Origin of the sequence: Pedobacter sp. JCM 36344, assembly GCF_046546555.1 — a bacterium.
Taxonomy (GTDB): Bacteria; Bacteroidota; Bacteroidia; order Sphingobacteriales; family Sphingobacteriaceae; genus Pedobacter.
This window is the reverse complement of record NZ_JBKHKK010000003.1, coordinates 59,097-84,104: the sequence shown is the minus strand read 5'-3', so window position 1 is coordinate 84,104 and position 25,008 is coordinate 59,097. Positions and strand designations below refer to the sequence as shown.

The following is a 25,008-nucleotide window of genomic DNA, read 5'->3' as shown; positions in this document are numbered from 1 at the left end:
CGATATGTTCAAACTCAACTTTAAAATTGCCATACGCAATCTTTGGAAAAACAAGGGCATCACTGCGATCAACATTGGAGGCTTAGCAGTGGCATTGGCGGCCTTTATTTTGGTGATGATTTATGCGACTTACGAAACCACGTATGATAAGGAAAATCCCAATTATGAGAATATTTACATAGTTGGCAGAACCTTACCTAAATTCAGTACAAACTTTACGCCGCCACCCCTTGGAAAAGCTATTAAAGCTAATTTCCCTGAAGTGGAAGCAGTTGGGATGACCAAAAAAGGAGGATTTGAATTTCCGATCAACAACAAGCAGAACACTGCTTTTACTACCAACTATCTCATCATGGATTATGAGGCCGCGAAGCTTTTTAACCTTAAACCCGAAGGTGGTTTAGTGAAGCCTGAGGGTGACGAGAAGCATTTATTTTATGTTAACAAGGAAACTATGCAAACATTGTTTCCAGATAAAAAAGATGCAAAACCTGAACTCGTGACAATTGGTGGTAAAACCGTTGGCTTAACTGGCGAGGTTGGCGTGATCACAGGTAACCCACATTCGAATATTACATTTAACGCGCTCTCAGTGAGAAGGGAGCTGGGTAAAGGAGAGAATTATGGTTACAATAATTACAACACGTATATTCTAGTCAAAGCCGGAACAGATATTGATGCACTCGAACATAAAATAAACGACCTCTATAAAAGAGAGCAGATCAAAGATGGGGAAGATGTGCAATCAGCCCGTTTTAAAGGATCCAGTGTTTTTCTGGATCCGTTAAAGAACCTGCACTTGAAACCAAAAGCAGCCAATGACTCCAGTTATAAAGTCATTGTTGCACTCTCCATACTTGCTGTAATGATATTGGTGATCGCCTGCATCAATTTCACCAATCTAAGCATTGCGCAAGCTACAAAGCGGGCAAAAGAGGTAGGCATAAAAAAAGTTCTGGGCGTTTACAGGTATCAACTTACCATCCAGTTCCTCCTGGAGATTTTGCTACAATGTATAGTGGCCACTGTATTTGCGCTCGTAGTTGCCGAGCTATTGCTACCGAATTTTAATAACCTATTTAATGTTCCTTTGAAAATTTGGAATGGGGAAAGTAGGCTAGTTTTTCAACTTCCGCTAATTCTGCTTGCTATTACAATTATCGCGGGGGCTTATCCAGCCGTTGTTTTGTCAGGGTTCAAGCCTGCTATGGTATTAAAAGGCAATTTTCAAACTGGCAGGAGTACCTCTTGGCTTAGAAGTGCATTACTTGTAGTTCAATTCAGTGTTGCGGTTGTCTTTATTATCGGATTGCTGATCATCACCAGTCAGCTGAAATATATGCGTACGCAAGACATAGGTTTTAATCCTAATCAGGTGGTTTACATCAAGAATCTAACCTATTTCACAGACCCTAAGGTTTTTGAGCCGGTAAGGGAAAGAATCATGAAAGTTCCGGGTGTTCAATCTGTAACTGTAGCTAGTGGTATTCCTGACGGATCTGAGAATGGTACAATCGGCTATACCGCTAATGGCGTGGAGGCATCTATTGATTTCCTGGATGTGGATTTTGATTACTTTGAAACGCTAGATATTAAACTCGCTGAAGGAAGGTTTTTTGACAGCAAATTCAAAACAGATACGGCGAATTCTGTAGTCCTGAATGAATCTGCAGTAGCAAAATATGGTCTTAAGAACCCTGTTGGACAAACAATCAAGGGTTGCGATATGGACTACAAGATTGTTGGTGTTGTAAAGGATTTTAAAACACAGGGTTTCGAGGTACCTGTTCAACCAACCCTATATGCCATTAAAAATCCTTGTGGCAACATGAAACTAGAACTAATGGTTAAAATTGATAGGGCACATACGTCTGACGCTATTAAAGCCTTGAAAACAAATTGGGCTGATATCAATACAAAGGACGGTGAGAATTTTAGATACTATTTTCTCAATGACTTGTATGGTAAGCTTTTTCAAAAACAGGAGCAGTTGCAATCAGTATTTTTTGCTGCGGCATTGCTAACTATTCTTATTGCTCTTTTGGGTCTTTTTGCTTTTGCAAAGTATATGACTAATACCCGAATGAAAGAGATTGCTTTACGTAAAATATTAGGAGCGAGTGATTTACAAGTGTTAAAGTTATTAAACACGTCATTCTTCAAGGTAGTGCTTATTGCTAATCTGGTGTCATGGCCGCTGGCATATGTAATTACCCAAAAATGGTTAGAGACCTTTGCTTACCGGGTTGATATGTCTGTACTTCCGTTTTTGCTTAGTGCGCTTGCAACAATTTTACTGACTATTATAACCGTGAGTGTGCAGGCAGCTGGCGCTGTAAAAGCAAATCCTGTAGATGCGCTTAAATATGAATGACTAAGTTTAATTAGAAGAAAATGTTTAAACTGAACTTAAAAATCGCACTGCGTAACCTTTGGAAGTACAAAGGATATACGATAATTAATGTACTTGGCCTTTCTGTAGGGTTGGCGGGCTGCTTGATGATTTTCATATTTATAAATTACCAGCTGGGTTTTGATAAAGGCTACGTGAATAGCGACAGGATATATAGAGCTGTTCCAAGCTTTCAATACCCAGATGGGGAGTTTTATACGAATGGAGTTCCCCGACCATTTGTTCCTGCTTTAAGACAAGATTTTAGTCAGTTTGAAAAGGTGGCCGGCGTAAGAGCGAGTGCTGGTATCATAAAATCGGTAGGTGATGGAACGAAGGCTGAAGTTAAAAAGAGTGAAAGGGTCTATTACGCGGAGCCAGCGCTATTTGAAATATTTAAAATTAAATGGCTTGCGGGAGTACCTGCAACTGCTTTGAAGGAACCTTATACAATAACGCTATCTAGAAAAACAGCTGAAACCTATTTTGGTAATTGGAAGCACGCAGTTGGTAAAAGCTTAATGTTTAACAATAAAGAAACGTTCAGGGTCACCGGAGTCTTTGAAGATTTTCCTGAAAATACAAGTTTTCCCTTTACGCTGGTGATGTCTTACGAAAGTGAGAAGGATCGGAGGAATGATGGATGGGGCTCGGTCTCATCCAGCCAGGAATGTTATATGTTACTGAAAAGAGGTGTCGACATTAAAAGCCTTGATGGTATAATGGCCTCCTTTGTTAAGAAATATTATACAAGTAAGGCTCCCGGTAAAGAAAATCACCTATTTCAGTCTTTAAAAGATGTGCACTACGATGAGCGTTTTAGCAATTTTGGGGGCAATGTTACACCAAGGTCTGAGCTTGTAGGACTCTTTGTTATTGGCTTATTTCTCTTAATTACTGCTTGTATTAATTTTATTAATCTAGCTACCGCACAGGCAGTAAACAGATCGAAAGAAGTAGGCGTTCGCAAAGTTATGGGTAGCATGCGTAAGCAATTGATCTGGCAGTTTCTAAGTGAAACCACGTTGATCACAGTAGTGGCACTTTTATTTGCCTGTGTAATTACCGAGCTGAGCTTACCTGGGATGGAATCATTGTTTGGCGAAGGTATAACATTCAGTCTATTCGGACATGCCGAAGTCTACATCTTCATGATTTTGCTAATCATCATCGTAAGTTTCCTTGCAGGATTTTACCCCGCTATGGTGATGTCTGGATTGAGCCCTGCATTGGCCATTAAAAATAAAATTAGCTCTACGACTGCTGGAGGTGTGGGCTTAAGAAAAATACTCGTTGTAGTTCAATTTGCAATCACTGCGATTCTCATTATCGGAACTTTGGTTGTGATGAACCAGATGAGCTTCTTGAGGAGCAAATCACTTGGCTTTGACAGTACCAGCATCGCTGTTTTACAGATGCCTTCTGATAGTCTTAGCCAAATGAAATTTAATACTCTAAAAGAAATCTTACTTAAAAATAATAGTATAAAAAGTGTTAGTTATTGTTTTACCCCACCATCATCATCAAACAATCACGAAACTAGTTTTTCCTATAACAGCAGTAAGGACGCAGATTTTCAAGTCAGCATTAAGGTTGCAGATGAAGATTTCTTCAAAACCTTTTCACTTGGATTGGTCGCCGGTAGGCAGCTTTCAACGAGTGATACTGTAAAGGAATTTGTAGTTAACGAGACATTGCTAAAGAAATTGAATGTGCTGCATCCGGAAGATGCTTTAGGCAAGATCCTTTCTTTGAATGGCCATTCTCTTCCTATTGTGGGCGTAGTTAGAGACTTCAATAATGTTTCGTTGCATGAACGAATCTCTCCAATTGCAATCTATTCACAGAAGGAAAGATACAGTCAATTAGCTATCAAAATCGAGTCAAATCAGATGTTGCCGACGATGAAAATGGTGGAACGTGAATGGAATAAGATGTTCCCTGATTATGTATATTCTTCCAATTTTATGGATGAGCAGATCAACAGTTATTATCAGTCAGAGCGGGTGATGGGAACCCTGTTTAAAGTATTCGCAGGGGTAGTAATTTTTATTTCTTTTATAGGGTTATTCGGGCTTATATCATTTGTAGCTACTCAGCGAACGAAAGAGATCGCTATAAGAAAGGTTTTAGGTGCTAGTACTTTGGAACTTGTTAAAATGTTAAATAGCTCTTTCCTATGGATGGTACTTATCGCCAACTTAATCGCCTGGCCGATTACCTATATTTTTGTATCTAAATGGCTTGAAGGATTTGCCTACCGTGCACCTTTGAACATTTGGCCATTTGTATTGGCTACCTTCTTGTCTGTGATCATCACATTGATTACAGTGAGTTTAAGGTCGTACCTGGCAGCAAGCGGCAATACTATAAATGCATTAAAATACGAATAAGATCATGATAGATTTACAGAACATAGAAAAGTATTACTCAAACAAAGGCGTTAAGAGTTACATATTGCGCCATGTGACAACCAGCATCCAAGAGGGTGAATTTGTATCCATTATGGGGCCATCTGGTGCGGGTAAGTCAACGTTACTCAATATACTAGGTATGCTGGAAGAGCCAACTTACGGCGTATACAACTTCATGGGAGAAGATGTTACTTCATTAAACGAGCGGAAAAGAATTGAACTCTACCGCAACCATATCGGTTTTGTTTTTCAGGCCTATCATCTTATTGATGAGATGACAGTTGCGGAGAATATTGAAGCTCCTCTATTATATAAAAAAATAGGCAGTTCTGAGCGCAAAAGCAGGGTCGCAGATATGCTCGGCCGCTTTAATATGGTGGGCAAAAGGGACTTATTTCCTAATCAGTTATCGGGAGGACAACAGCAATTGGTAGGAATAGCGAGAGCTTTAGCTGCTCAACCATCCGTTATATTGGCAGACGAGCCGACCGGTAACCTTCAATCAGCCCAAGCGTTGCAGATTATGGAACTATTTAAGAAACTCAATCAGGAAAAGGGTATAGCAATTATCCAAGTGACCCACTCTGAGGTAAATGCACAATATGGAACGCGAATTCTTCATTTGCTGGATGGTGTGATTAAAGAAGATATCAAAACTGCATCCTAGCATATGTTTAGGCTGAACTTTAAAATCGCTTTACGTAGCCTCATGAGATATAGATCGATCTCATTAATTAATGTCGTGGGATTAGCAATAGGCATTTCATCCTGCTTGTTGCTTTTATTATATATCTCGTATGAGAGTAGTTACGATAAGCAATTTAAAGATTCAGAAAAGCTATATCAAGGGATGATAAATCTGTATGACGTTGATGGTAGCATCTTAAGAACAATTGATCAAACTCAAAATGTACTTGCCGGCACATTAAAATCAGAGTTTCCAGAGGTAGTAGAGAGTGCCAGGCTTACAGATATTTATCCACGATTAATTCAAGCCGGAAATAATAGTCTGAAGCTAGAAAGCCGATATGCAGATCCAGAAGTCTTAAATATTTTTGATTACACTTTTCTAAGCGGCAATCCTGGTAAGGCGTTGGTTGATCCAAATTCAGTTGTGCTGACTGAAAGTGCTGCCAGAAAATTGTTCGGAAGCACACAGGTACTAAACAGGACGGTTCGGTTTGAAGACCAAGCCATTTTAAAGGTTAGCGGTGTGATAAAAGACCTTCCTGCCAACATCACTTATAATTTCCAGGCTTTAACCACTTGGAAATTATTTGAGAACCTTAATGAATGGCCGAAGGCACCAGCATGGGGTAACCATAATTATTACACGCTAGTCAAAGTAAAGGCAAACTCTAATATTGCCACACTCAATGACAAACTGAAAGGGTTGATACAGAGAAATCTCAAGGGAGCAAAAGAAGATATCTTTCTATACCCACTGACCGATATTCACTTGCATGGAAGCTTTGTTGGCGGACAGCCTAGCGGCGGCAGAATTCAACAAGTCCATTTGTTCATAGGTTTGTCCATTGGTATCTTGATGATTGCATGCATTAACTTCATAAACCTTTCAACAACGAATGCACAGAAAAGAGCTAAAGAAATTGGGGTAAAGAAAACCATTGGAGCATCCAGGTTTTCTTTGATATTACAGTTTGGCCTTGAATCATTGCTGCTAACCGCACTCAGTATTTTACTGAGTGTTGTCATAGTCGAATTTAGTCTACCTTGGTTCAATTCACTTTTAGGAATCCAAATAGTAATTGACTATGTGAATCCTACAACCTGGCTGCTTTTATTCGGAGTATTGATTTTTACTGGTGTTATTGCAGGAAGCTATCCTGCATTTTATCTTTCTGGACTTAGTACTATAAAGTCATTAAAAAGTGCACTCAATGCAAGGAAAGGATTGAGCTTAAGCCTTCGACAAGCGCTTGTAGTTGGGCAATTCGTGTTTGCGTTTGTCCTTATAATCGCCACTGCCACCATTTACAAGCAAATACAATATTTGAAAAACAAACCTCTGGGTTATAAGTCTTCCGGACTAATCGAAGTGCCACATGAAGGTCTTCTGTATTTAAAGTATGATCTGCTAAAGTCAAAACTACTAAAAAGTGGGGCTATTTTAAATATGACTCAATCGTCCAGCGGTATCACAGACAGGAAAAGCACTATTCGAGGTTTAGCATGGGAAGGGATGTCTGCCACTGATAAGAATATTGACTTTGATCAGATCTATACTTTGGATGGTTTTACAGAAACCATGGGTATCAAAATATTGGCTGGACGAGACTTTAGTCGCCAATTTGCTTCAGATAGTGTGGGTCTGTTGCTAAGTGAAAAAGCAGCACTGGTGATGAGATTAAAAGAACCGGTTGGTTCAAGAATTCTGTATCAAGGAAAACAGTGCACTGTAATCGGAGTATTTAAAAACATTGTATGGGGTAATCCCGGAGTGGTAGAAGCACCAATGGTAATAGCTTATGAAGATTATAGCGATGTGATCACGATGCGGCTGAACCCTAAAATGAGTTTGAGTAAAAGTGTCGTTATGGTTTCAAAGGTTCTAAAGGAGCTTAATCCGAATTTTCCTGCGCAAATCAAGTTTATAGATACATTGAACGAGCTTAAGTTGATGGATGAAACAATTTTAGGCATGCTGGCCAATCTATTTGGAGGCCTTTCTGTCTTTATTTCTTGCATGGGCTTATTTGCCTTATCCGCTTTCAGTGCTGAGCAAAGGAAAAAGGAAATAAGCATTAGAAAGGTCTTAGGAGCTACTATCTCTCAACTTATGTCGCTACTTTCCTCTGGTTTTTTAAAGTTAGTGCTTATAGGTATTGTGATTGCAGTACCAATTGCTTTTGTGGTTATGAACAAATGGTTGGAAAACTTCGACGTAAGAACACCACTTTCAATCTGGCTATTTTTACTTAGCGCGTTTTTAACTGTCTTTATTGCTTTGATTACAGTAAGCTGGCAAACTTACAAGGCGGCAGTTTCAAACCCGATTAACGCATTGAAGTATGAATAAGCTGTTTATCTTTGCAACATGCAGCGAACCTTTACCGATCAGCTTTCTCGCGAAGTCACTTTTGCCTATCCACCAAAGCGCATTGTCTCGCTGGTTCCGTCTCAAACTGAATTGTTGTTTGATCTTGGATTGGATGCTGAGGTAGTAGGACTTACTAAGTTTTGTATTCATCCCATAGATAAGTTTGCACGATGTATAAAAGTTGGTGGCACTAAAAAACTTAATATTGACCTGATTAAGGAACTTCAACCTGACTTAATCATCGGGAACAAAGAAGAAAACAGTCAAAGCGATATCGAAGAGCTGTGTGCGCTGTTTCCCGTTTGGATGAGCAATATCTACACATTAGAAGATGCTAAACGAACTATCTTTCAAATAGGTGCATTGGTAGATCGTGAACCTGAGGCCTCCTACCTTATGCACCTTATAACCACAGGTTTTTCAGATCTTCAGACACTGGCGCTGGAGCGGGGAATCAACAAGAAGGTGGCTTATTTAATCTGGAAAAACCCTTACCTGGTGGCCGGCATGGATACTTTTATCAGTGATATTCTTGCCCTGAATGGGATGACAAATGTGGTAAAATTGAGCCGGTACCCAGAATTAGACGTTAATGATCTAGTGTCCCTCAACCCTGATCTAGTATTCTTATCATCTGAACCTTATCCTTTTGTACGTAAGCATGTTCAGGAAATTCAAACATTCTTACCTAACTCGAAAGTCATGCTTGTTGATGGAGAAATGTTTTCCTGGTATGGTAGTAGATTGGTAAAAGCAGTTCAATATTTTTTCGAGTTTCAAAAGGAGATAGCGGCCAAATAAATTCAAAGGGATTTCACCGACGAATTTTCTGCATTTACCGAGTAAAAGCCGCCTGATACCAGTTGAGCATTGATGTGCATGTGTTTTTCTAATAATTTTGAAGAAAAGAAGTCATGGAAACTCTAAACAGAAAAAACAACCGCAACTTTAACATTGGTATTTTATTTATCATTATCGGAGGAATATTTATAGTTAGAAACCTAGGGATATTAGTTCCATTTTGGATCCTCAGCTGGAAATCTTTCTTACTAATTGTGGGTTTATTGATTGGATATAATAGAAACTTTAGGCCAGGTGGATGGATTGTAATGGTCATTATTGGTTCCATGTTGACCTTGAAAAGTATCGTGCTTTTTTCATTGGGCGATTTTGCACTCCCAATCATTCTAATTGGATTAGGCTTATACGTTATACTTAAACCAAAACACAACCCTGATTTCTGTACTGGTCACTTTAGAAAAGACAAGTTGAACTTTGACCAATCTTCGCCAGAGGCAAAATAATTCTTAATTTAGTGACTTATGGAAAATAAGGCCATCGCACGCACGCTTCGTTTGTTAGCTCAGTTAATGGAGCTTCATAATGAAAATCCCTTTAAGATTAAATCGGTAACGAACGCCGCGTTCAAGGTTGACAAGCTCCCTTTTGCAGTTAAGGACAAGACCCTTGAGGAGATTGGACAAATGGATGGACTAGGTAAAAGCATTTCTGGAAAGGTTTGGGAATTGCTACAGACAGGTACAATGGCTGACTTACAGGCAATCCTCGCCAACACTCCCGAAGGGATTGTAGAAATGCTAGGAATAAAAGGGATAGGGCCAAAGAAGATTGCTGTAATCTGGAAGGATCTTGCAATCGAAAACATAGGAGAACTTTACTATGCCTGTAATGAAAACAGGCTCATTGAAGCTAAAGGATTTGGTTTAAAGACTCAAGAAGAGATTCGTAAAATCATTGAATTTAAGATGGCTGCTGAGGGTAAATTCCTTTATGCGCAAGCGGAGCCAATTGTCAGTAAACTATTTGAAGACCTCTCAGTCTGGCTTAATGATGTGGAAGGTGAAGCTTTACTTGGAGTGGCCGGAGCATACAGAAGATGTGTTGAAATCATTGAAGAAATAAAACTTGTTTTAGGTGCTGAAGACCTGGATGAGATCGCGTTTAAACTTCCCAGCTTTGAACCATTGCAGTTTGAGGCGATCAGCCCCATGCTACATGAAGCCAAAACACCATTCGGATTAAAAATATTACTGCATCTGGTACCTAAGAGTGGATTTTATCTCCGCTATTTTGAGTTAACGGGGAACCCAGGACATGTGGAAGAAGTGATGTCGTTGGCTGGAGAAGGCCATTATGATACTGAACATGCTATTTACGAAAAGGCAGGTTTAGCCTTTATCGAACCTGAACTAAGGGAGTGTCTTGATGAGATTGTTTTAGCAAAGTCAAACACTTTACCAACTTTGATAGCATATGGCGATCTCAAGGGAAGCTTACATAACCACTCGACTTGGAGCGACGGAGTCAATACGCTAGAAGAGATGGCATTGTATTGCAAAGATCATTTACAGCTCGAATATCTCGGAATGTGCGATCATTCTAAATCAGCATTTTATGCAAATGGTTTGAATGAGCAAAGAATTTACGCCCAGCATATAGAAATTGATGCCTTAAACGAACGACTAGCACCTTTTAAGATTTTCAAGGGAATTGAGAGCGATATTTTGTATGATGGCTCACTGGATTATCCTGAAGATGTTTTAAAGACCTTTGATTTTGTGGTGGCTTCTGTGCACAGCATCCTTCGGATGGATGAGGAAAAGGCAACATCCAGACTGGTTACTGCAATCGAAAACCCTTATACAACCATATTAGGTCATCCTACCGGCAGACTATTATTAAGCCGCAAAGGTTACCCGATAGATTATAAAAAAGTAATTGATGCTTGTGCTGCGAATAATGTTGTGATTGAAATCAACGCGAATCCCTTGCGACTAGACTTAGATTGGCGCTGGCATCGGTATGCATTAGAAAGGGGCGTACTACTTTCTATAAATCCGGATGCGCACAGAACTGAGGGTTTCCACGATGTGAGATATGGTGTTCTAATAGGCAGAAAAGGTGGGTTACAAGCCACTCAGTGTCTGAATGCTTTCAGCCTACAACATATTACGCATTATTTCAACAATAAAAAATAGTATCCTTACCTTTGATTCATGATTAGTCAACTTTGCAATAAGATATTTCAAGAAGTCATAAATGACTATCATGTACAAAACGATATTGAGAACTTGGCGACTAATCCCTATGGGATCGGTACACTTGCGCATCTGCTGTATCTGAAATGCTGGATTGATACGGTACAATGGCATATGGAAGATGTGGTTAGAAATCCATCTATTGATCCTGTCGCTGGTCTTCAATGGAAGCGCCGTATTGATGCCTCTAATCAGGAACGCACAGATGTTGTGGAATATATTGATAGCTATTTTCTGAAGGAGTTCAAAGGTAGACAGCCGAAGGCTGAGGCAAAAATTAACTCTGAAAGTCCGGCATGGGTGGTGGACAGGCTTTCCATTCTGGCGCTGAAAATATACCATATGAATGAAGAGACTCTACGTTCTAATGCCTCTGAAGGACACAGAATAAGCTGTGGAGACAAATTGGCAATCTTGCTTAATCAAAGAATCGATCTGTCCTTAAGTCTGGATGAATTAATTCAGGATATTGAAAACGGTGATAAGTACATGAAAGTCTACAAGCAAATGAAGATGTACAACGATCCCAATCTGAATCCTGTTCTTTACAATCCTAAGTAACTAATGGCTGAACGGGCTAAGATACTGGTTATTCGTTTCTCCGCAATGGGAGATGTGGCAATGACAGTCCCGGTTATTAAGGAGTTTTCCGCAGCTTATCCATTGGAAGAACTTTTAGTAATAAGCAGGGCTACTTTTGAGCCCTTTTTCGATGGTATACCTAACTTGCAATTCCTTTCATTTGAACCGAAAAGAAAGCATAAAGGCTTCTTTGGCCTTATAAAGTTATTTTTTGAACTAAAAAAGTGCAAAGTCACTAAAGTTGCGGATTTGCACAACAATTTAAGGAGTAAAGTATTGTGTCTGTTTTTTTTCTTCGGCGGAATTAGCACGGTATCTGTAGATAAAGGAAGGTCAGAAAAAATGCGTCTAACCAGAAAGAGAAATAAAGAACTCAAACCATTAAAGCTTACAGTTTCCAGATATGCAGAGGTATTTGAGAAACTAAGCTATCCCTTGACATTAACAAATAACCTTAGCCCTGTAAACAATCAAAAGCCAGGTAACGAGCAGTGGATCGGAGTCAGTCCATTTGCCCAACACTTGCAAAAGGTTTATCCGGTTCACAAGATGGAAAGGGTTTTGCTAGAACTTGCGAAAAAAGGTTTTAAACTTTTCATCTTCGGTGGTTCTTCGGAGGAAGCATTAGTTGCTGTTGATTGGGAATCGAAACATCAGAATATAACGTCACTAGTTAAAAAGATGACATTGGGTGAAGAAATGGACTTTATTGCTAAACTTGATTTGATGCTAAGCATGGACTCTTCGGGAATGCATCTGGCATCGTTGAAAAATGTGCCGGTAGTCTCAGTATGGGGTGCAACACATCCTTATGTGGGTTTTTTGGGTTATGGCCAATCTATAAACGATGCTGTTCAGCTGGATTTATATTGCCGCCCTTGCTCAGTTTATGGTAACGTTCCATGCTATCGTGGAGATTTCGCTTGTATGAACAATTTGCCAGAGCAGAATGTTATTGATAAAGTAATTGATAAACTTCGTGATCATGAAACAGCTATTATTAGTTAGACATGGAAAATCTGAATGGGGCAATGCGCACCTTCAGGATTTTGACAGACCTCTAAACCCAAGGGGCCATAGGGATGCCCCTGAAATGGCACTTAGATTAGTTCAAAAGGATCTTGTGCCAGAGGTACTGATCAGTAGTCCGGCACTAAGAGCTTTTACAACTGCGAGCCATTTCGAACAGGCTTGGTATCGCCCTGTGGAAAAAATCAAACAAGACAGTTCAATTTATGAAGCTGAAACTCCCGCATTGTTGAAGGTTGTGAATAATATTGATAATAAATACAAAAGAGCTGCATTATTTGGTCACAACCCAGGTTTTACAGATTTCGCGAACTACTTGAGTAATGCGAATATCTATAATCTACCCACTTGCGGCGTTGTATTAATCGAGTTTCCAGTAAACGACTGGAAAGAAATCAGTCATGGATCAGGAACACTTATAGATATCGATTATCCAAAAAGTCCTGATGGTGATTAAAATTGCAGGTGTTTCACTGTGAGGCCGTTATTGATCAGTTGCTTCAACGAATCAATTCCAATCTTCAAATGCGTTTCTACATAAGTGGTGGTTACTGAGCTATCGCTTTCAGCTGTTTTTACACCTTCAGGAATCATAGGTTGGTCTGATACCAATAACAAAGCACCTGTTGGGATTTTGTTAGCAAAACCAGTGGTAAATATAGTTGCTGTTTCCATGTCCACAGCCATTGCCCTTAGAGTTTTTAAATACTTCTTGAAGTGTTTGTCGTGCTCCCAAACTCTGCGATTGGTGGTGTAACAGGTACCCGTCCAGTAATCTCTCGAGTGATCTCTGATTGTTGTTGATATTGCTTTTTGCAATGCAAAAGAGGGTAGGGCAGGCACTTCAGCAGGAAGGTAATCGTTGGACGTTCCCTCACCTCTAATCGCTGCGATCGGCAAGATTAAATCTCCTAGCTGATTCTTCTTTTTTAAACCTCCACATTTCCCAAGGAATAATACTGCTTTCGGACTAATTGCTGTCAGCAAATCCATCATGGTCGCCGCCAGAGGGCTACCCATTCCGAAGTTAATAATCGTGATTCCGTTGGCAGTAACACTTTGCATGGGCTTATCGAGACCCATTATTGGGGCATCATCGTTCCATTCAGAAAACATTTGAAGGTATTTACTGAAGTTGGTTAACAGAATGTAGTCACCAAACTGGTCGAGCGGTCTGCCTGTATAACGTGGCAACCAATTTTTTACGATGTCTGCTTTACTTTTCAAACCTGCTTTAATTGCAGAATTTACCTCTTTTACTTTTTTTGCCTTTGCTGGGATGTTTTCATTTTTTTTTACATCTTTTTCTTCGTTCATATATAATTGTTTTTGTTAGTATTCTATTGCTTGTGATCGTCATGTTGTTTTGAAAATAGTTCTGCTGAATTTATTTCAGCATCTCGGTCATGTTAGGTCTTTTCTACTCCGAGGTCCTGAAATAAATTCAGGAGAATGCGCATTTTATAATGACACGCCGTTAAAAAAGACTTTAGCGCCTAAACTTTAAAACATTACTTAAAAAAAATCCCCGGCGGAACCGGGGATCAAATATTTAAGCAGCTTTTAACTTTTTAAAGTCGGCTTTTTCAAATTTCTCCACCGCATAATCTAATGAGATGTGCAGCTCCTTGACATCTGGATCTGATGGGATATCAAACATCGCGTCAAGCATAATAGCTTCACAAATTGACCTGAGTCCCCTTGCGCCAAGCTTGTACTCCATTGCCTTATCAACGATAAAATCTATTACATCATCATCAAATGCCAATTCTACATTCTCATACTCAAATAACTTTACATATTGGCGGAACAACGAGTTCTTCGGTTCTGTAAGTATATTTCTCAATGCTTCTTTGTCTAAAGGATTTAAATGCGTCAGCACAGGAACCCTTCCGATCAACTCAGGAATTAAACCAAATGATTTTAAATCTTGAGGAGTGATATACTTGTAAAGGTTCTTCAAATCAAGATCAACATCGTCTTTTTTAACTTTGTAACCTACCGCTTGCGTGCGCAATCTGTTTGCAATCTTACGTTCAATGCCATCAAAAGCTCCGCCGCAAATAAACAAGATATTATTAGTGTTTACTGGAATCATCTTTTGATCAGGATGCTTCCGTCCACCCTGAGGAGGTACATTTACCACTGTTCCCTCAAGAATTTTTAATAATGCCTGCTGTACGCCTTCACCTGATACATCTCTTGTGATAGAAGGATTGTCGCTTTTTCGGGCTACTTTATCTACTTCATCAATATAAACGATGCCACGTTCCGCAGAAGCGACATCGTAGTCAGCGGCTTGCAGTAAACGTGTTAAAATACTTTCTACATCTTCACCAACGTATCCTGCTTCTGTTAATACGGTGGCATCACAGATACAGAATGGTACATGAAGGATCTTGGCGATTGTCTTGGCCAGCAAAGTCTTGCCTGTACCTGTTTCACCAACAAGCATGATGTTTGATTTTTCTATCTCTACTTCATCGCCTTTGTCAATTTTTTGGCTTAATCTTTTGTAATGGTTATATACCGCTACAGAAAGAACTTTTTTCGCATCGTCCTGACCAATAACGTATTGATCAATGTGTGCCTTGATCTCATGTGGTTTCAGTAAAGTAACCGAAGAGTCAAGACCCTTTGATTTTTTGCTTCCCAATTCCTGAACAAGCAGCTGGTTGGCCTGGGTAACGCACTTATCGCAGATAAATGCATCCAAACCTTCAATAAGCATTAATGTGTCTTGCTTACCTGATCCGCAAAAAGAGCAACGGGATTCTTTATTTTGTTTAGCCATTATTAATCTTTCTTACTCGCACTCAACACTTCATCAATCATTCCGAATTCTTTAGCCTCGTCAGCCTTCATCCAGTAATCCCTGTCAGAGGCCTTTTCTACCCATTCGTAACTCTTTCCTGAGTGATTGGAAATGATGTCGTATAATTCTTTCTTCAATTTAAGCATTTCTCGCAAGTTGATCTCCATGTCTGAAGCAACTCCTTGGGCACCACCTGAAGGTTGGTGAATCATTACGCGGGAATGAGGTAATGCAGCACGTTTTCCTTTAGCTCCTGCAACTAGAAGTACTGCACCCATAGATGCTGCCATACCAGTACAGATTGTAGCTACATCAGGTGCAATGTATTGCATGGTGTCATAGATTCCCAAGCCTGCATAAACAGAGCCACCTGGTGAGTTGATGTAAATCTGGATGTCTCTATTGTTATCTGTCGATTGTAAAAACAACAATTGTGCCTGTATGATGTTTGCGTTCCCATCATAAATCGCATCACCTAAGAAGATGATACGATCCATCATTAAACGGGAGAATACATCCATCTGCGCAACATTCAGCTGCCGTTCCTCAATAATATAAGGAGTCATGCTTTTTGGAGAATTGTTAGTAGCACCAATATAACGGTCAACATTTAGACCATTAATACGATGATGTTTAACTGCGTATTTTCTGAATTCGTCTTTATCTATATTCATAATAATAAAATTATCTATCTAGTATTTAACTGTGATCACCAAAATAGTTAAACTAAAGTGGTAATTTATTGTGGCATTGTAAAATTTGTTTATTTTATATAAGCAAGGCGGCCTTAATAAAGCCGCCTCATTCAAAAATCCATCAAATCGTATTGAAGATCAGCTTATTTCAATGCTATAAATTTGTTGTAAGGTATATCTTGTTGGTCTAAAGTAGCCACAGATTTGATGTATTCGAATACTTTTAGTGCTTTTACCTCATCAAATATGCGTGTTGCATTGTCTTTCTCTTTCAAGAAAGTCGCAGTATACTGTGCCAGTTGGTCTTCCGGCATAGGAGCAGGGCTGTACATTCTAAATTGAGCGTCCAAACGTTGCTTAGCAGTAGCAAAAACATCCTCATATTTAATCTCAATGTTGTTGTCTTGGATCAGTTTATTCTCAATTAATGTCCACTTCAAGTTTTTAGCAAAATCATCATATCCCTCAGCCAACTCTTCGACAGTCAATTTTTCGTTAGTAGCTTTTAACCACTTATGTAAAAACTCATCCGGAAGCTCAATTTGCACACTCTCGATCAGCTGCTTGTAGATGTCGTTCTGCAATTTGCGATCTGCATCCTGCTGGAACATTCCTTCCACTTCTTCAGTGATCTTAGTCGTAAATCCAGCTTCGTCAGTCACTGTACCTTCGCCAAATAATTTATCAAAGAACTCCTGGTTTAAATCAGACTCTTCTAAACGATTTACGTTTTTGATCACCATCGTAAACTTGGAATCGAGCGCTGCAGCATCCTCTTCGCTAATGTTTAACAATTTGGCAATCACCACTTCGTTTTTATCAAAAGCTTTTGAAACATCCAGCTCAACTACATCATCTTTTTTTAAACCGATTAAAGACTTTTCAATTTTTTTATCCATAACCTGATCTAAGCGAATAGAGCCGGTACTAATTATGCCATCTTCAAAAACTGAACCATCGGGCGAAAGTTGTGTTAATTCGGCATAAAGTACATCATCATCTGCCGAAACTTCAGGGTTTGTCATTTTGCCATAACTTCGGCGGATATTTTTGATGCGTGATGCAAGCGTTTCTTCGTCAGCTTTAACTTTATATTCAGTGAATTTATCTTTTGATGTGATGTTGACGTCTATAGCAGGAGCGAGACCTAATTCGTAATCAAATTCGAACTCGTCTGTATTGTCCCATTTGAATTTCTTTGTATCGTCCATTACTGGAAGCGGCTGACCAAGGATTTCTACTTTATTATCAGTTAAATATTTATTCAGCGTCTCGCTTAATAAATTATTGATCTCTTCAACAAGTATACTTTTGCCATACATTTTTTTGATGTGAGCCATGGGGACCATTCCTTTACGAAAACCAGGAAGGTTAGCTTTTTTAGCTTGCTCTTTTATAGATTTATCAACTTTTTCAGTGTAATCCTCAGGCGCTATTTTAATTTTTACAACTGCATTTAAGTCATTAATTTTTTCCTGTGTAATGTTCATTTTTCTGAATCAATGTTTTTATAATCGTCTATATATAAAAATTCCCCCGTTTTGCGGGGGAATTTTTGTGCGGATGAAGGGACTCGAACCCCCACGCCGTGAAGCGCCAGATCCTAAGTCTGGTGCGGCTACCAATTACGCCACATCCGCAGTTAGGATTGAATTAAGATTGCAAAGATAGAGATTGTTTTTAATTAGCAAAGCGCTAACAAAATTAATTTTAGAAGTTTCCTCTAACCTGCTGAAATACAGGTTAAGATTTTTTGCAATGCCTGAACTAATCCCCAAATTATTGAACCTTGATCTCGAAAGGCATTCTCGTCTGTACACCTGACTTCACAATAGCCGATTTTATTTGCTCATATAAATAAAAATGAGCGCCTAATTCCTGCTTTGCATAATACATCCTAATTTTATCAGAACTGTTATCGATAAACGATTGAAGAGGATCAAGGATCTCAGGATATTCGACCACCTTATAATCTTTAAGTTTTCCTTTTTTTGCAGCAGCAATGATCGCATCATTAAAACTTCCGGTTCTATCTGCCAAGCCTATTCTGACAGCATCGGTTCCTACCCAAACTCTACCACCTGCAATGCTATCTATGTATGCTTTCGATTTCTTTCTGCCATCAGCCACTCTGGTAATAAATCCATCATAAACCCTGTTGACATCGGTTTGAATGATCAATCGCTCACCAGGAGTTAGCGGACGATTAGTACTCATAATGTCTGCGTACTTACCAGTTTTAACTCCATCAAAGGTTATTCCTAGTTTTTCGTTATACAATTTTTGGAAGTTGGGGATCACGCCAAATACCCCAATAGAGCCTGTAATAGTATTAGGCTGGACAAAAATAGAGTCAGCCGCACAACCGATATAGTATCCGCCAGATGCTGCAACATCGCCAAAGGAAGCAATAACAGGTTTTACTTGTTTAGTTAACACAATTTCTCTCCAAATAACATCAGAAGCCAGTGCGCTACCACCAGGAGAGTTTACCCGCAACACGATTCCTTTTATCGTAGAATCCATCCTTGCTTTTCTGATAGTTCTCGAAATCCTTTCAGAACCAATTTGGGCATCTGACCCTTCGCCACCAATGATGTCGCCGTTTGCGTAGATAACTGCAATCCTATTTTTGCCGCCGTCGCTTTTCTTATTAGCAACATTTTTTGCGTAGTCGTTTATCGTTATTGAAGAAATATTGTTTTTCGATTTCTTGCCACTCAATGTCTTCAATTCTTCCAGAATTTGATCTTTATACCTTAAACCATCGACGAGCTTCCTATCGACCGCATCCTGCGGCTTTTGAATTTTATAATCGTCGGCTATGGCATGAAGTTCTGGTACACTGATTTTTCTGGTTACAGATATCCCTTGTAAAAAGGTTTGATATAATCCGCCCAGATAAGCGGTAACCTGCTCACGGTTTTTATCACTCATTTTATCCGTAAAGAAAGGCTCCACGGCACTCTTGTAATTTCCTACTCGGATGATTTGTGCCTCTATGCCCAGTTTGTCGAGTGCGCCTTTAAAGAACATCACTTGAGAATTTAGCCCCTTAAATTCCAGAGCACCTTCAGGGTTCAAGTACACTTTATCTGCTGCAGATGCCAGGTAGTAGGCGCCTTGAGTATACACTTCGCTGTAAGCGATGATCTTTTTACCACTCTTTCTAAAGTCTAGTAGCGCATCACGCACTTCAATCATGGTGGCATAACCAGCATTAGGCGAACTTACATTCAAATAAATACATTTAATGTCGTCATCTGTTTTAGCACTTTCCAGGGCTTTAATCAAATCGTTAAAACCGATGCTCTTTGCGCCACCGCCACCAACAAGCGGAAGGTTAGCAAAAGTGTCATCTGGAGTACGTTCCACAATAGCCTGATCCAGGTTCATAAATAACACAGAATTTTTCCTCACAGGAACCGTTTTATTGGTCTCCATGGAAGAGACTAAACCGACGATAAGCAAAATTGAAACGAAGATGATAAGGAACAAAGAAATAACGACGCCTACGACAGTTGCAAAAACGTACTTGAAAAATTCTCTCATTTGAAGGTTAAAGATTTAATTTGTAAATATAAATAAAATAGCCACGGGCTTTTATGGTATTGGATCACAATAAGGTTTATTTGTTACTTGGCAGCAATATGGGGGCCAGACTTCAACTAATTAACGAGGCTATCAAAAATATCAATTCTAAAATAGGTGAAATCGAAGAAAGGTCTTCTGTATATGAAACAGCTCCCTGGGGTAAAACGGATCAAGCAGGCTTCCTAAATATAGCTATAGCTATAAATACTTTATTTACACCTCTGGAGGTATTAAATAAAGCGCTGGAAATTGAAACACAGCTTGGGCGAATCCGCGAAGAAAAATGGGGAGCCAGACTCATTGATATCGACATCATTTTCTATGGTAACGATATTGTTAACATTCCTAATCAGCTAGAAATTCCCCATCATGAAATGCACAACAGGAAATTTGTCCTTGAACCATTGGTTGAGATTACGCCCGACCTTCAGCATCCGGTATTTAAAAAGTCAATTTCCGCCCTTTTAAATGAGCTCAACGATCAGCTGGACGTTACTAAAATATAAAGATTTGCCAGATTGGATATAAAAACATTTTTATCTAAGTTTGTTGAACAATGATTAACGCAAACAAAAATAGTGAGCCTTTAGATCTTTCTTATCTCAAAGAGATGTCTGGTGATAGTCCAGAGTTTATTATTGAAATGATTGACCTTTTTAAATCCCAAACTCCAATCTATTTATCGGAGCTTCAAGATGCAATTGTCCAGAAAGATTGGGATAAAGTCGCAGCTACTGCTCATAAGATGAAGCCAACATTTACTTACGTTGGTAGAGAAGATGTGAAGGAACATCTACAGGAGATGGAGCAAGGGGCGCGTGATAAGTCAGATATGCATCAGTTGGCAAATGCCTTCGAGGAGGTACGCCTTTTCATTAGTACCCTGTACGCTCAATTGGATGAGGCTAAAGCCAATCTTCAAAAACAACTTTAAGCTTTGATTTTCTTAAAATGTACTATTGAGAATCCTATGTACAATAGGATTATAAAGGGCACCGCAACAAATTTTAATACTATTGCCAGCGTTACTGAGGAGATCAGAAACAGGTATTTGTATTTATTATGACCCCAACTCAGGTTGCTTAGCTTCATGGAAAAAATTCGTATTTCACTAATCAATAACCAACTTAAGATTACCGTCAAAGCAATCAGAAATAGGGTTGATCCAATGATCTGAGGATAATCCTTTTGAATAAAGGGAAGCGATACAATCAATAAGGTATTCATTGGCGTGTTCAACCCGATGAAATTCTCCGTCTGCCGGGTATCCACATTAAACTTAGCTAATCTTAATGCTGAAAAAATAGTGATCACAAATCCTAAGTAGGGTAGCCATGGAGAGCTGAAATCACTAACCATCAAAAGCTTAAACATAACCACTCCAGGCAAAAACCCAAAGCTGACCATATCTGCCAATGAATCCAGTTCCTTGCCAATAGAAGATTTTACGTTTAGTGCACGAGCAACGAGACCGTCGAAGAAATCGAAAGTTCCTGAAAGCAAAACAAAGTAAGCAGCAACGTCTAGCGCTCCAGTAAAAGCGTAAACCACCCCAATGCAGCCTGAGAAAAGATTGGCGCAGGTAATTGCATTGGGAATGTGCTTTTTTATCATTGTATGAAAAAATAAAATTAGCTATTCATGGAAATAAGAAACTCCTCATTGGATTTTGTTCCTTTGATCTGAGCCTGAACAAATTCCATTGCTTCCTGAGCGTTCATATCTGCCAAGTGGTTACGTAATATCCAAACTCTTTGCAGCGTATCTCTGTCATGCAATAGGTCATCTCTTCTGGTACTTGAAGCAGTGATGTCAATTGCAGGGAAGATTCGTTTATTAGATAATTTACGATCTAACTGAAGTTCCATATTACCTGTACCCTTGAATTCTTCAAAGATCACCTCGTCCATTTTCGAACCTGTATCAGTTAAGGCAGTTGCAAGGATAGTTAATGAACCACCTTTTTCAATATTACGTGCCGCACCAAAGAAACGCTTTGGCTTATGCAAGGCATTTGCATCTACACCACCTGATAAAATCTTACCTGAAGCGGGAGCAGTGGTATTATAAGCTCTAGCTAGTCTTGTTATGGAATCCAATAGGATCACTACATCATGTCCGCATTCTACCAATCTCTTTGCTTTTTCCAATACGATGTTTGCGATTTTAACATGGCGCTCAGCAGGCTCGTCAAAAGTAGAAGCGATAACTTCCGCCCTAACGCTTCTGGCCATATCAGTCACCTCTTCCGGTCGTTCATCAATTAATAAGATGATCAGATATACTTCAGGATGATTTTTAGCAATCGCATTTGCTACCTCTTTCAGTAGGTTTGTCTTACCAGTTTTAGGTTGTGCAACGATCAAACCACGCTGACCTTTACCTATCGGAGTAAACAAGTCTATGATTCTGGTTGAATAATTATTGGTTTCTGTAAAAAGATTTAATCTTTCGGTAGGGAATAATGGAGTAAGGTAATCGAAGGGAACCCTATCTCTTACATCAGCAGGAAGGCGACCATTGATCGTTTCTACCCTTACCAATGGGAAGTATTTCTCGCCCTCTTTCGGTGGACGAATGCTTCCTTTAACTGTATCGCCTGTTTTTAAACCAAATAGTTTAATTTGTGACTGTGACACGTAAATATCATCTGGTGAAGACAAGTAATTGTAATCGGCAGATCTTAAAAAACCATATCCATCAGGCATGATCTCCAAAACACCTTCATTAGTGATGGTATTGTCGAAATCCAGATTGGAATAACTGTTCTCATTTTGTTTCTGTGAAGAAACATTACCAATGTTTTGACCTTTTTGTCTGTTATCCTCTCTTAAAGCTTTGTTTTTCTTTTCAAAGGCAGGAACAGTGATTGTAACATTTGGAGCAGCTATGTCTGTAGTTGGAGTTATATCAGGCGCTGCCTGGGTAGGTACCTCCGGGGAAACAGCCGATTCTTCTTTGTCTTCCAAGACAGCTACCTCCTCAGGTTTCCCTTCAGATATTCCAACGGGATCAAATAAAGAAGCTCTACTGAAAGGCTTTACTGCGTTTTTCTCTTCTTCCTCTTTAGGAATTCTGATTCTTTTTCTTGTACTTTTTTCTGCTGTAGGCTCTTTTACAGTTTTAACTTTCAGCGGTTTTGCAGCGGTAACGGCAACAACTTGAGTTTTAGTATTTGCGGTGACCTCAATAGGTCCGTCCTGGTCTGTAATCTGAGCTATGATTTCAACAAGTTCAGCTTTGCGTAACTCGTCTGCATTTAAGATACCTTGTGATTTTGCTAGCTCACGCAATTCTGCTGTAAGCTTTTCATTTAATTCTGTTTTATTAAACATTATATGATATTCGGTGTTGAGAATTTTTTATAAAATATTTATCAGTCAAAGCAAGAAATTCGGCTATAATTAACAATGGGAAACAAAATTTTGCGAATATTTTCTGGAATGGTCAGATAAACTTTAAGGAATTATCTTGCAATTGTATGTAATTGTAAACAAAAATACAAGAAATATTTAAAATTGTTTGAAAGATTTTATTCTAAAACTAAACGTGCCGAACAGAAACTAAGGTTAAAATTAACATCTTTGTGCTCACATTTCGCACTATAATGAATAAGAAGCAGTTATTTGAGCACATTAAAACCAAAAAATCTTTTTTGTGTATAGGTCTTGATCCAGTTTTAGAAAGCATTCCCAAACACTTATCAAAATACGATAATCCTATTCTTGAGTTCAACAAACAAATTATAGATGCCACAAAAGACTTATGTGTAGCCTACAAACCCAACACCGCTTTCTTTGAATCTATGGGATTGAAAGGTTGGGAGACTTTAATCGAAACCTGGAAGTACATACCTAATGATATTTTCACAATTGCCGACGCAAAGAGAGGTGATATTGGCAATACTTCCGCTATGTATGCTAATGCTTTTTTTAATGAAGCCCAATCGGGAATGGGTTTTGATGCCATCACCGTAGCTCCATATATGGGCAAAGATTCCGTGGGGCCTTTTTTAAATCACAAAGATAAATGGGTGATCCTACTGGCACTTACTTCTAACATAGGCCATAATGATTTCCAGCTTACCGAAAGTCAGAATGGCAAACTCTATGAACATGTTATCCGTACCTCCTCGCAATGGGCAGACAGCGAGCAACTCATGTATGTGGTAGGCGCTACAAAAGCTGAAGAGTTTCAAAGCATTAGGACGTTGGCCCCTGATAATTTCTTATTGGTGCCGGGAGTGGGTGCGCAGGGTGGAAGTTTAGCTGATGTTTGTCAGTTTGGTTTAAATAAGGAATGTGGCTTGTTAGTCAACTCGTCAAGAGGAATTATATATGCATCAAATGGCGAGGATTTTGCTGAAAAAGCAAGGGAAGAAGCTTTAAAGTTGCAGCAGGAAATGGAGCAGATCCTATCCGCTGCCAACATCATATGAAAGAAAAAGCAGATCTTCGTTTAGTCCTGGCCTTAGTGGGCGTAGCTCTGATTTGGGGTACTACTTACCTGGGTATCCGGGTAGCTGTTGAAACCATACCACCCTGGTTCGTTACCACTATGAGGCAAGGCGTAGCCTCTTTGATTTTATTTATCATACTGTGGCGTAAAAAGGAATTTAAATGGCACAGCTGGCCTTATCTCCGCAGACAGGTCCTCGTTTCTATGCTTATGATTGTAATCGGGAATGGTATGACCACTGTAGCCGAACAAAGTATTCCAAGCGGACTTACCTCTCTTTTAAATGCATTGAGCCCATTGCTGGTATTTATTGGAAGTGTAATAATTGGCCTGCAAAAACCAAGTTTAAAAGGTGTCGTCGGCGTAATTATAGGCTTCCTTGGGGTGGCTTTTATCTTTAGAGATGGTATCTCTGATTTGATGGATCCTAATTATCGCTTTGGTATAATTTGCATATGCACAGCCTTAACTGGCTGGTCCGTGGGAACGATATACACCAAAAAAAATTCTTATAAAACGAGCAATATTTTTCTGGATCTTTTCTATCAATTCTCGTTCTCCGCCGTTGTGCAACTCGTATTGGCCCTGATCATACATCGTAATGCTGATCCTTCTACTTGGACCCTGCAAAGCCTTTCCGCTGTCGTTTACCTAGCGATATTTGGTTCCGTCGTAGCTTTTTTCTGTTATCATTATGCTTTAAAGCGTGTGACGGCTACGGAAGTATCAGTGTTATCTTATTTCAATACGGTCATCGCGCTTTTCTTAGGTTGGCTTATTTTAAACGAAAAAATCACTTTTGATATTTTAATTGCAACGTTGTTGATCATCCTGGGTGTCTTTATCACCAACTATAAAAAGGAACCTAAGGCAGCGAACCTGGTATAATTTCGATAAATAATTAGAGGT

Annotated in this window: 21 protein-coding genes and 1 tRNA gene; 14 read left to right on the top strand and 8 right to left on the bottom strand. The window is 39.3% G+C overall.

Annotation, left to right across the window (positions count from 1 at the left end; all coding sequences use genetic code 11):
• Positions 1-4 precede the first annotated feature (4 nt).
• The 10 genes from ACHFIZ_RS03925 (at position 5) to ACHFIZ_RS03880 (ending at position 12,994) form a co-directional block, all read left to right on the top strand.
• Complete coding sequence (locus ACHFIZ_RS03925; protein WP_410883066.1) at positions 5-2,374, top strand: ABC transporter permease; 2,370 nt, start codon at positions 5-7, stop codon at positions 2,372-2,374.
• A 20-nt stretch (positions 2,375-2,394) separates the two neighbouring features.
• Entirely contained in the window at positions 2,395-4,785 is a 2,391-nt protein-coding gene (locus ACHFIZ_RS03920) for an ABC transporter permease (RefSeq protein WP_410883064.1), read from the top strand.
• Positions 4,786-4,789: 4 nt separating this feature from the next.
• Complete coding sequence (locus tag ACHFIZ_RS03915) at positions 4,790-5,473, top strand: ABC transporter ATP-binding protein (protein WP_410883062.1); 684 nt, start codon at positions 4,790-4,792, stop codon at positions 5,471-5,473.
• Between the two features lie 42 nt (positions 5,474-5,515).
• Entirely contained in the window at positions 5,516-7,846 is a 2,331-nt protein-coding gene (locus tag ACHFIZ_RS03910; RefSeq protein WP_410883060.1) for an ABC transporter permease, read from the top strand.
• 18 nt (positions 7,847-7,864) lie between these two features.
• Positions 7,865-8,668, top strand: a complete 804-nt coding sequence (locus ACHFIZ_RS03905) for an ABC transporter substrate-binding protein (protein WP_410883058.1) — start codon at positions 7,865-7,867, stop codon at positions 8,666-8,668.
• A gap of 113 nt (positions 8,669-8,781) precedes the next feature.
• Positions 8,782-9,171 carry a LiaF transmembrane domain-containing protein gene (locus ACHFIZ_RS03900; protein ID WP_410883056.1) on the top strand — a complete coding sequence of 130 codons (390 nt, stop codon included), beginning with the start codon at positions 8,782-8,784 and terminating at the stop codon, positions 9,169-9,171.
• A gap of 18 nt (positions 9,172-9,189) precedes the next feature.
• The gene (locus tag ACHFIZ_RS03895) at positions 9,190-10,866 is read left to right on the top strand and encodes a DNA polymerase/3'-5' exonuclease PolX (protein ID WP_410883054.1); all 1,677 of its coding nucleotides are present in this window, start codon (positions 9,190-9,192) and stop codon (positions 10,864-10,866) included.
• Between the two features lie 18 nt (positions 10,867-10,884).
• Positions 10,885-11,487 (top strand): DUF4254 domain-containing protein, encoded by a 603-nt coding sequence (locus ACHFIZ_RS03890; protein ID WP_410883052.1) that lies wholly within the window; start codon positions 10,885-10,887, stop codon positions 11,485-11,487.
• 3 nt (positions 11,488-11,490) lie between these two features.
• Positions 11,491-12,516, top strand: coding sequence for a glycosyltransferase family 9 protein (locus ACHFIZ_RS03885; RefSeq protein ID WP_410883050.1), 1,026 nt, complete (start codon positions 11,491-11,493; stop codon positions 12,514-12,516).
• Positions 12,494-12,994 carry a SixA phosphatase family protein gene (locus ACHFIZ_RS03880; protein ID WP_410883048.1) on the top strand — a complete coding sequence of 167 codons (501 nt, stop codon included), beginning with the start codon at positions 12,494-12,496 and terminating at the stop codon, positions 12,992-12,994. The genes ACHFIZ_RS03885 and ACHFIZ_RS03880 overlap by 23 nt, the downstream gene beginning before the upstream one ends.
• On the opposite strand, the gene ACHFIZ_RS03875 is transcribed toward ACHFIZ_RS03880, so the two are convergent.
• The 6 genes from ACHFIZ_RS03875 to sppA form a co-directional block, all read right to left on the bottom strand.
• Positions 12,991-13,854, bottom strand: a complete 864-nt coding sequence (locus ACHFIZ_RS03875; RefSeq protein ID WP_410883046.1) for an AMP nucleosidase — start codon at positions 13,852-13,854, stop codon at positions 12,991-12,993. The two genes, ACHFIZ_RS03880 and ACHFIZ_RS03875, sit on opposite strands and share 4 nt — an antisense overlap.
• Positions 13,855-14,089: 235 nt before the next feature.
• On the bottom strand, positions 14,090-15,331 hold the full coding sequence (gene clpX, locus ACHFIZ_RS03870; protein WP_410883045.1) for an ATP-dependent Clp protease ATP-binding subunit ClpX: 1,242 nt from the start codon (positions 15,329-15,331) through the stop codon (positions 14,090-14,092).
• 2 nt (positions 15,332-15,333) lie between these two features.
• Complete coding sequence (gene clpP / locus ACHFIZ_RS03865) at positions 15,334-16,026, bottom strand: ATP-dependent Clp endopeptidase proteolytic subunit ClpP (RefSeq protein ID WP_410883043.1); 693 nt, start codon at positions 16,024-16,026, stop codon at positions 15,334-15,336.
• A 164-nt stretch (positions 16,027-16,190) separates the two neighbouring features.
• Entirely contained in the window at positions 16,191-17,537 is a 1,347-nt protein-coding gene (tig, locus tag ACHFIZ_RS03860; protein WP_410883041.1) for a trigger factor, read from the bottom strand.
• A gap of 68 nt (positions 17,538-17,605) precedes the next feature.
• Positions 17,606-17,687 (bottom strand) — tRNA-Leu (locus ACHFIZ_RS03855).
• A 139-nt stretch (positions 17,688-17,826) separates the two neighbouring features.
• On the bottom strand, positions 17,827-19,599 hold the full coding sequence (gene sppA / locus ACHFIZ_RS03850) for a signal peptide peptidase SppA (RefSeq protein ID WP_410883039.1): 1,773 nt from the start codon (positions 19,597-19,599) through the stop codon (positions 17,827-17,829).
• 53 nt (positions 19,600-19,652) lie between these two features.
• On the opposite strand from sppA, the gene folK reads away from it, so the two are divergent.
• Both folK and ACHFIZ_RS03840 read left to right on the top strand, forming a co-directional pair.
• Positions 19,653-20,147, top strand: coding sequence for a 2-amino-4-hydroxy-6-hydroxymethyldihydropteridine diphosphokinase (gene folK, locus ACHFIZ_RS03845; protein WP_410883037.1), 495 nt, complete (start codon positions 19,653-19,655; stop codon positions 20,145-20,147).
• A gap of 50 nt (positions 20,148-20,197) precedes the next feature.
• Positions 20,198-20,575, top strand: a complete 378-nt coding sequence (locus ACHFIZ_RS03840) for an Hpt domain-containing protein (protein ID WP_410883035.1) — start codon at positions 20,198-20,200, stop codon at positions 20,573-20,575.
• On the opposite strand, the gene pssA is transcribed toward ACHFIZ_RS03840, so the two are convergent.
• Positions 20,572-21,255, bottom strand: a complete 684-nt coding sequence (pssA, locus tag ACHFIZ_RS03835; RefSeq protein ID WP_410883033.1) for a CDP-diacylglycerol--serine O-phosphatidyltransferase — start codon at positions 21,253-21,255, stop codon at positions 20,572-20,574. The genes ACHFIZ_RS03840 and pssA overlap by 4 nt on opposite strands.
• 17 nt (positions 21,256-21,272) lie before the next feature.
• Positions 21,273-22,976 (bottom strand): transcription termination factor Rho, encoded by a 1,704-nt coding sequence (gene rho, locus ACHFIZ_RS03830; RefSeq protein WP_410883032.1) that lies wholly within the window; start codon positions 22,974-22,976, stop codon positions 21,273-21,275.
• A gap of 272 nt (positions 22,977-23,248) precedes the next feature.
• Between rho and pyrF the strand changes: the two genes are divergently transcribed.
• Positions 23,249-24,079: an orotidine-5'-phosphate decarboxylase gene (gene pyrF / locus ACHFIZ_RS03825; RefSeq protein ID WP_410883030.1), complete on the top strand. Its 831-nt coding sequence runs from the start codon at positions 23,249-23,251 to the stop codon at positions 24,077-24,079.
• A complete protein-coding gene (locus ACHFIZ_RS03820; protein ID WP_410883029.1) occupies positions 24,076-24,987 on the top strand; it encodes a DMT family transporter in 912 nt (303 codons plus the stop codon). Before pyrF ends, ACHFIZ_RS03820 begins: the two co-directional genes overlap by 4 nt.
• The last annotated feature ends 21 nt before the right edge of the window (positions 24,988-25,008 follow it).

What these genes read in the sequence shown, in the direction of transcription:
- ACHFIZ_RS03895 (WP_410883054.1), top strand. Translation starts at nt 9,190, where the DNA reads ATGGAAAATAAGGCCATCGCACGCACGCTTCGTTTGTTAGCTCAGTTA.
- ACHFIZ_RS03910 (WP_410883060.1), top strand. Translation starts at nt 5,516, where the DNA reads ATGAGATATAGATCGATCTCATTAATTAATGTCGTGGGATTAGCAATA.
- ACHFIZ_RS03915 (WP_410883062.1), top strand. Translation starts at nt 4,790, where the DNA reads ATGATAGATTTACAGAACATAGAAAAGTATTACTCAAACAAAGGCGTT.
- ACHFIZ_RS03920 (WP_410883064.1), top strand. Translation starts at nt 2,395, where the DNA reads ATGTTTAAACTGAACTTAAAAATCGCACTGCGTAACCTTTGGAAGTAC.
- pssA (WP_410883033.1), bottom strand. Translation starts at nt 21,255, where the DNA reads ATGATAAAAAAGCACATTCCCAATGCAATTACCTGCGCCAATCTTTTC.
- clpX (WP_410883045.1), bottom strand. Translation starts at nt 15,331, where the DNA reads ATGGCTAAACAAAATAAAGAATCCCGTTGCTCTTTTTGCGGATCAGGT.
- ACHFIZ_RS03900 (WP_410883056.1), top strand. Translation starts at nt 8,782, where the DNA reads ATGGAAACTCTAAACAGAAAAAACAACCGCAACTTTAACATTGGTATT.
- pyrF (WP_410883030.1), top strand. Translation starts at nt 23,249, where the DNA reads ATGAATAAGAAGCAGTTATTTGAGCACATTAAAACCAAAAAATCTTTT.
- folK (WP_410883037.1), top strand. Translation starts at nt 19,653, where the DNA reads ATGGTATTGGATCACAATAAGGTTTATTTGTTACTTGGCAGCAATATG.
- ACHFIZ_RS03890 (WP_410883052.1), top strand. Translation starts at nt 10,885, where the DNA reads ATGATTAGTCAACTTTGCAATAAGATATTTCAAGAAGTCATAAATGAC.
- sppA (WP_410883039.1), bottom strand. Translation starts at nt 19,599, where the DNA reads ATGAGAGAATTTTTCAAGTACGTTTTTGCAACTGTCGTAGGCGTCGTT.
- ACHFIZ_RS03840 (WP_410883035.1), top strand. Translation starts at nt 20,198, where the DNA reads ATGATTAACGCAAACAAAAATAGTGAGCCTTTAGATCTTTCTTATCTC.
- tig (WP_410883041.1), bottom strand. Translation starts at nt 17,537, where the DNA reads ATGAACATTACACAGGAAAAAATTAATGACTTAAATGCAGTTGTAAAA.
- ACHFIZ_RS03875 (WP_410883046.1), bottom strand. Translation starts at nt 13,854, where the DNA reads ATGAACGAAGAAAAAGATGTAAAAAAAAATGAAAACATCCCAGCAAAG.
- ACHFIZ_RS03820 (WP_410883029.1), top strand. Translation starts at nt 24,076, where the DNA reads ATGAAAGAAAAAGCAGATCTTCGTTTAGTCCTGGCCTTAGTGGGCGTA.
- ACHFIZ_RS03905 (WP_410883058.1), top strand. Translation starts at nt 7,865, where the DNA reads ATGCAGCGAACCTTTACCGATCAGCTTTCTCGCGAAGTCACTTTTGCC.
- ACHFIZ_RS03925 (WP_410883066.1), top strand. Translation starts at nt 5, where the DNA reads ATGTTCAAACTCAACTTTAAAATTGCCATACGCAATCTTTGGAAAAAC.
- rho (WP_410883032.1), bottom strand. Translation starts at nt 22,976, where the DNA reads ATGTTTAATAAAACAGAATTAAATGAAAAGCTTACAGCAGAATTGCGT.
- ACHFIZ_RS03880 (WP_410883048.1), top strand. Translation starts at nt 12,494, where the DNA reads ATGAAACAGCTATTATTAGTTAGACATGGAAAATCTGAATGGGGCAAT.
- ACHFIZ_RS03885 (WP_410883050.1), top strand. Translation starts at nt 11,491, where the DNA reads ATGGCTGAACGGGCTAAGATACTGGTTATTCGTTTCTCCGCAATGGGA.
- clpP (WP_410883043.1), bottom strand. Translation starts at nt 16,026, where the DNA reads ATGAATATAGATAAAGACGAATTCAGAAAATACGCAGTTAAACATCAT.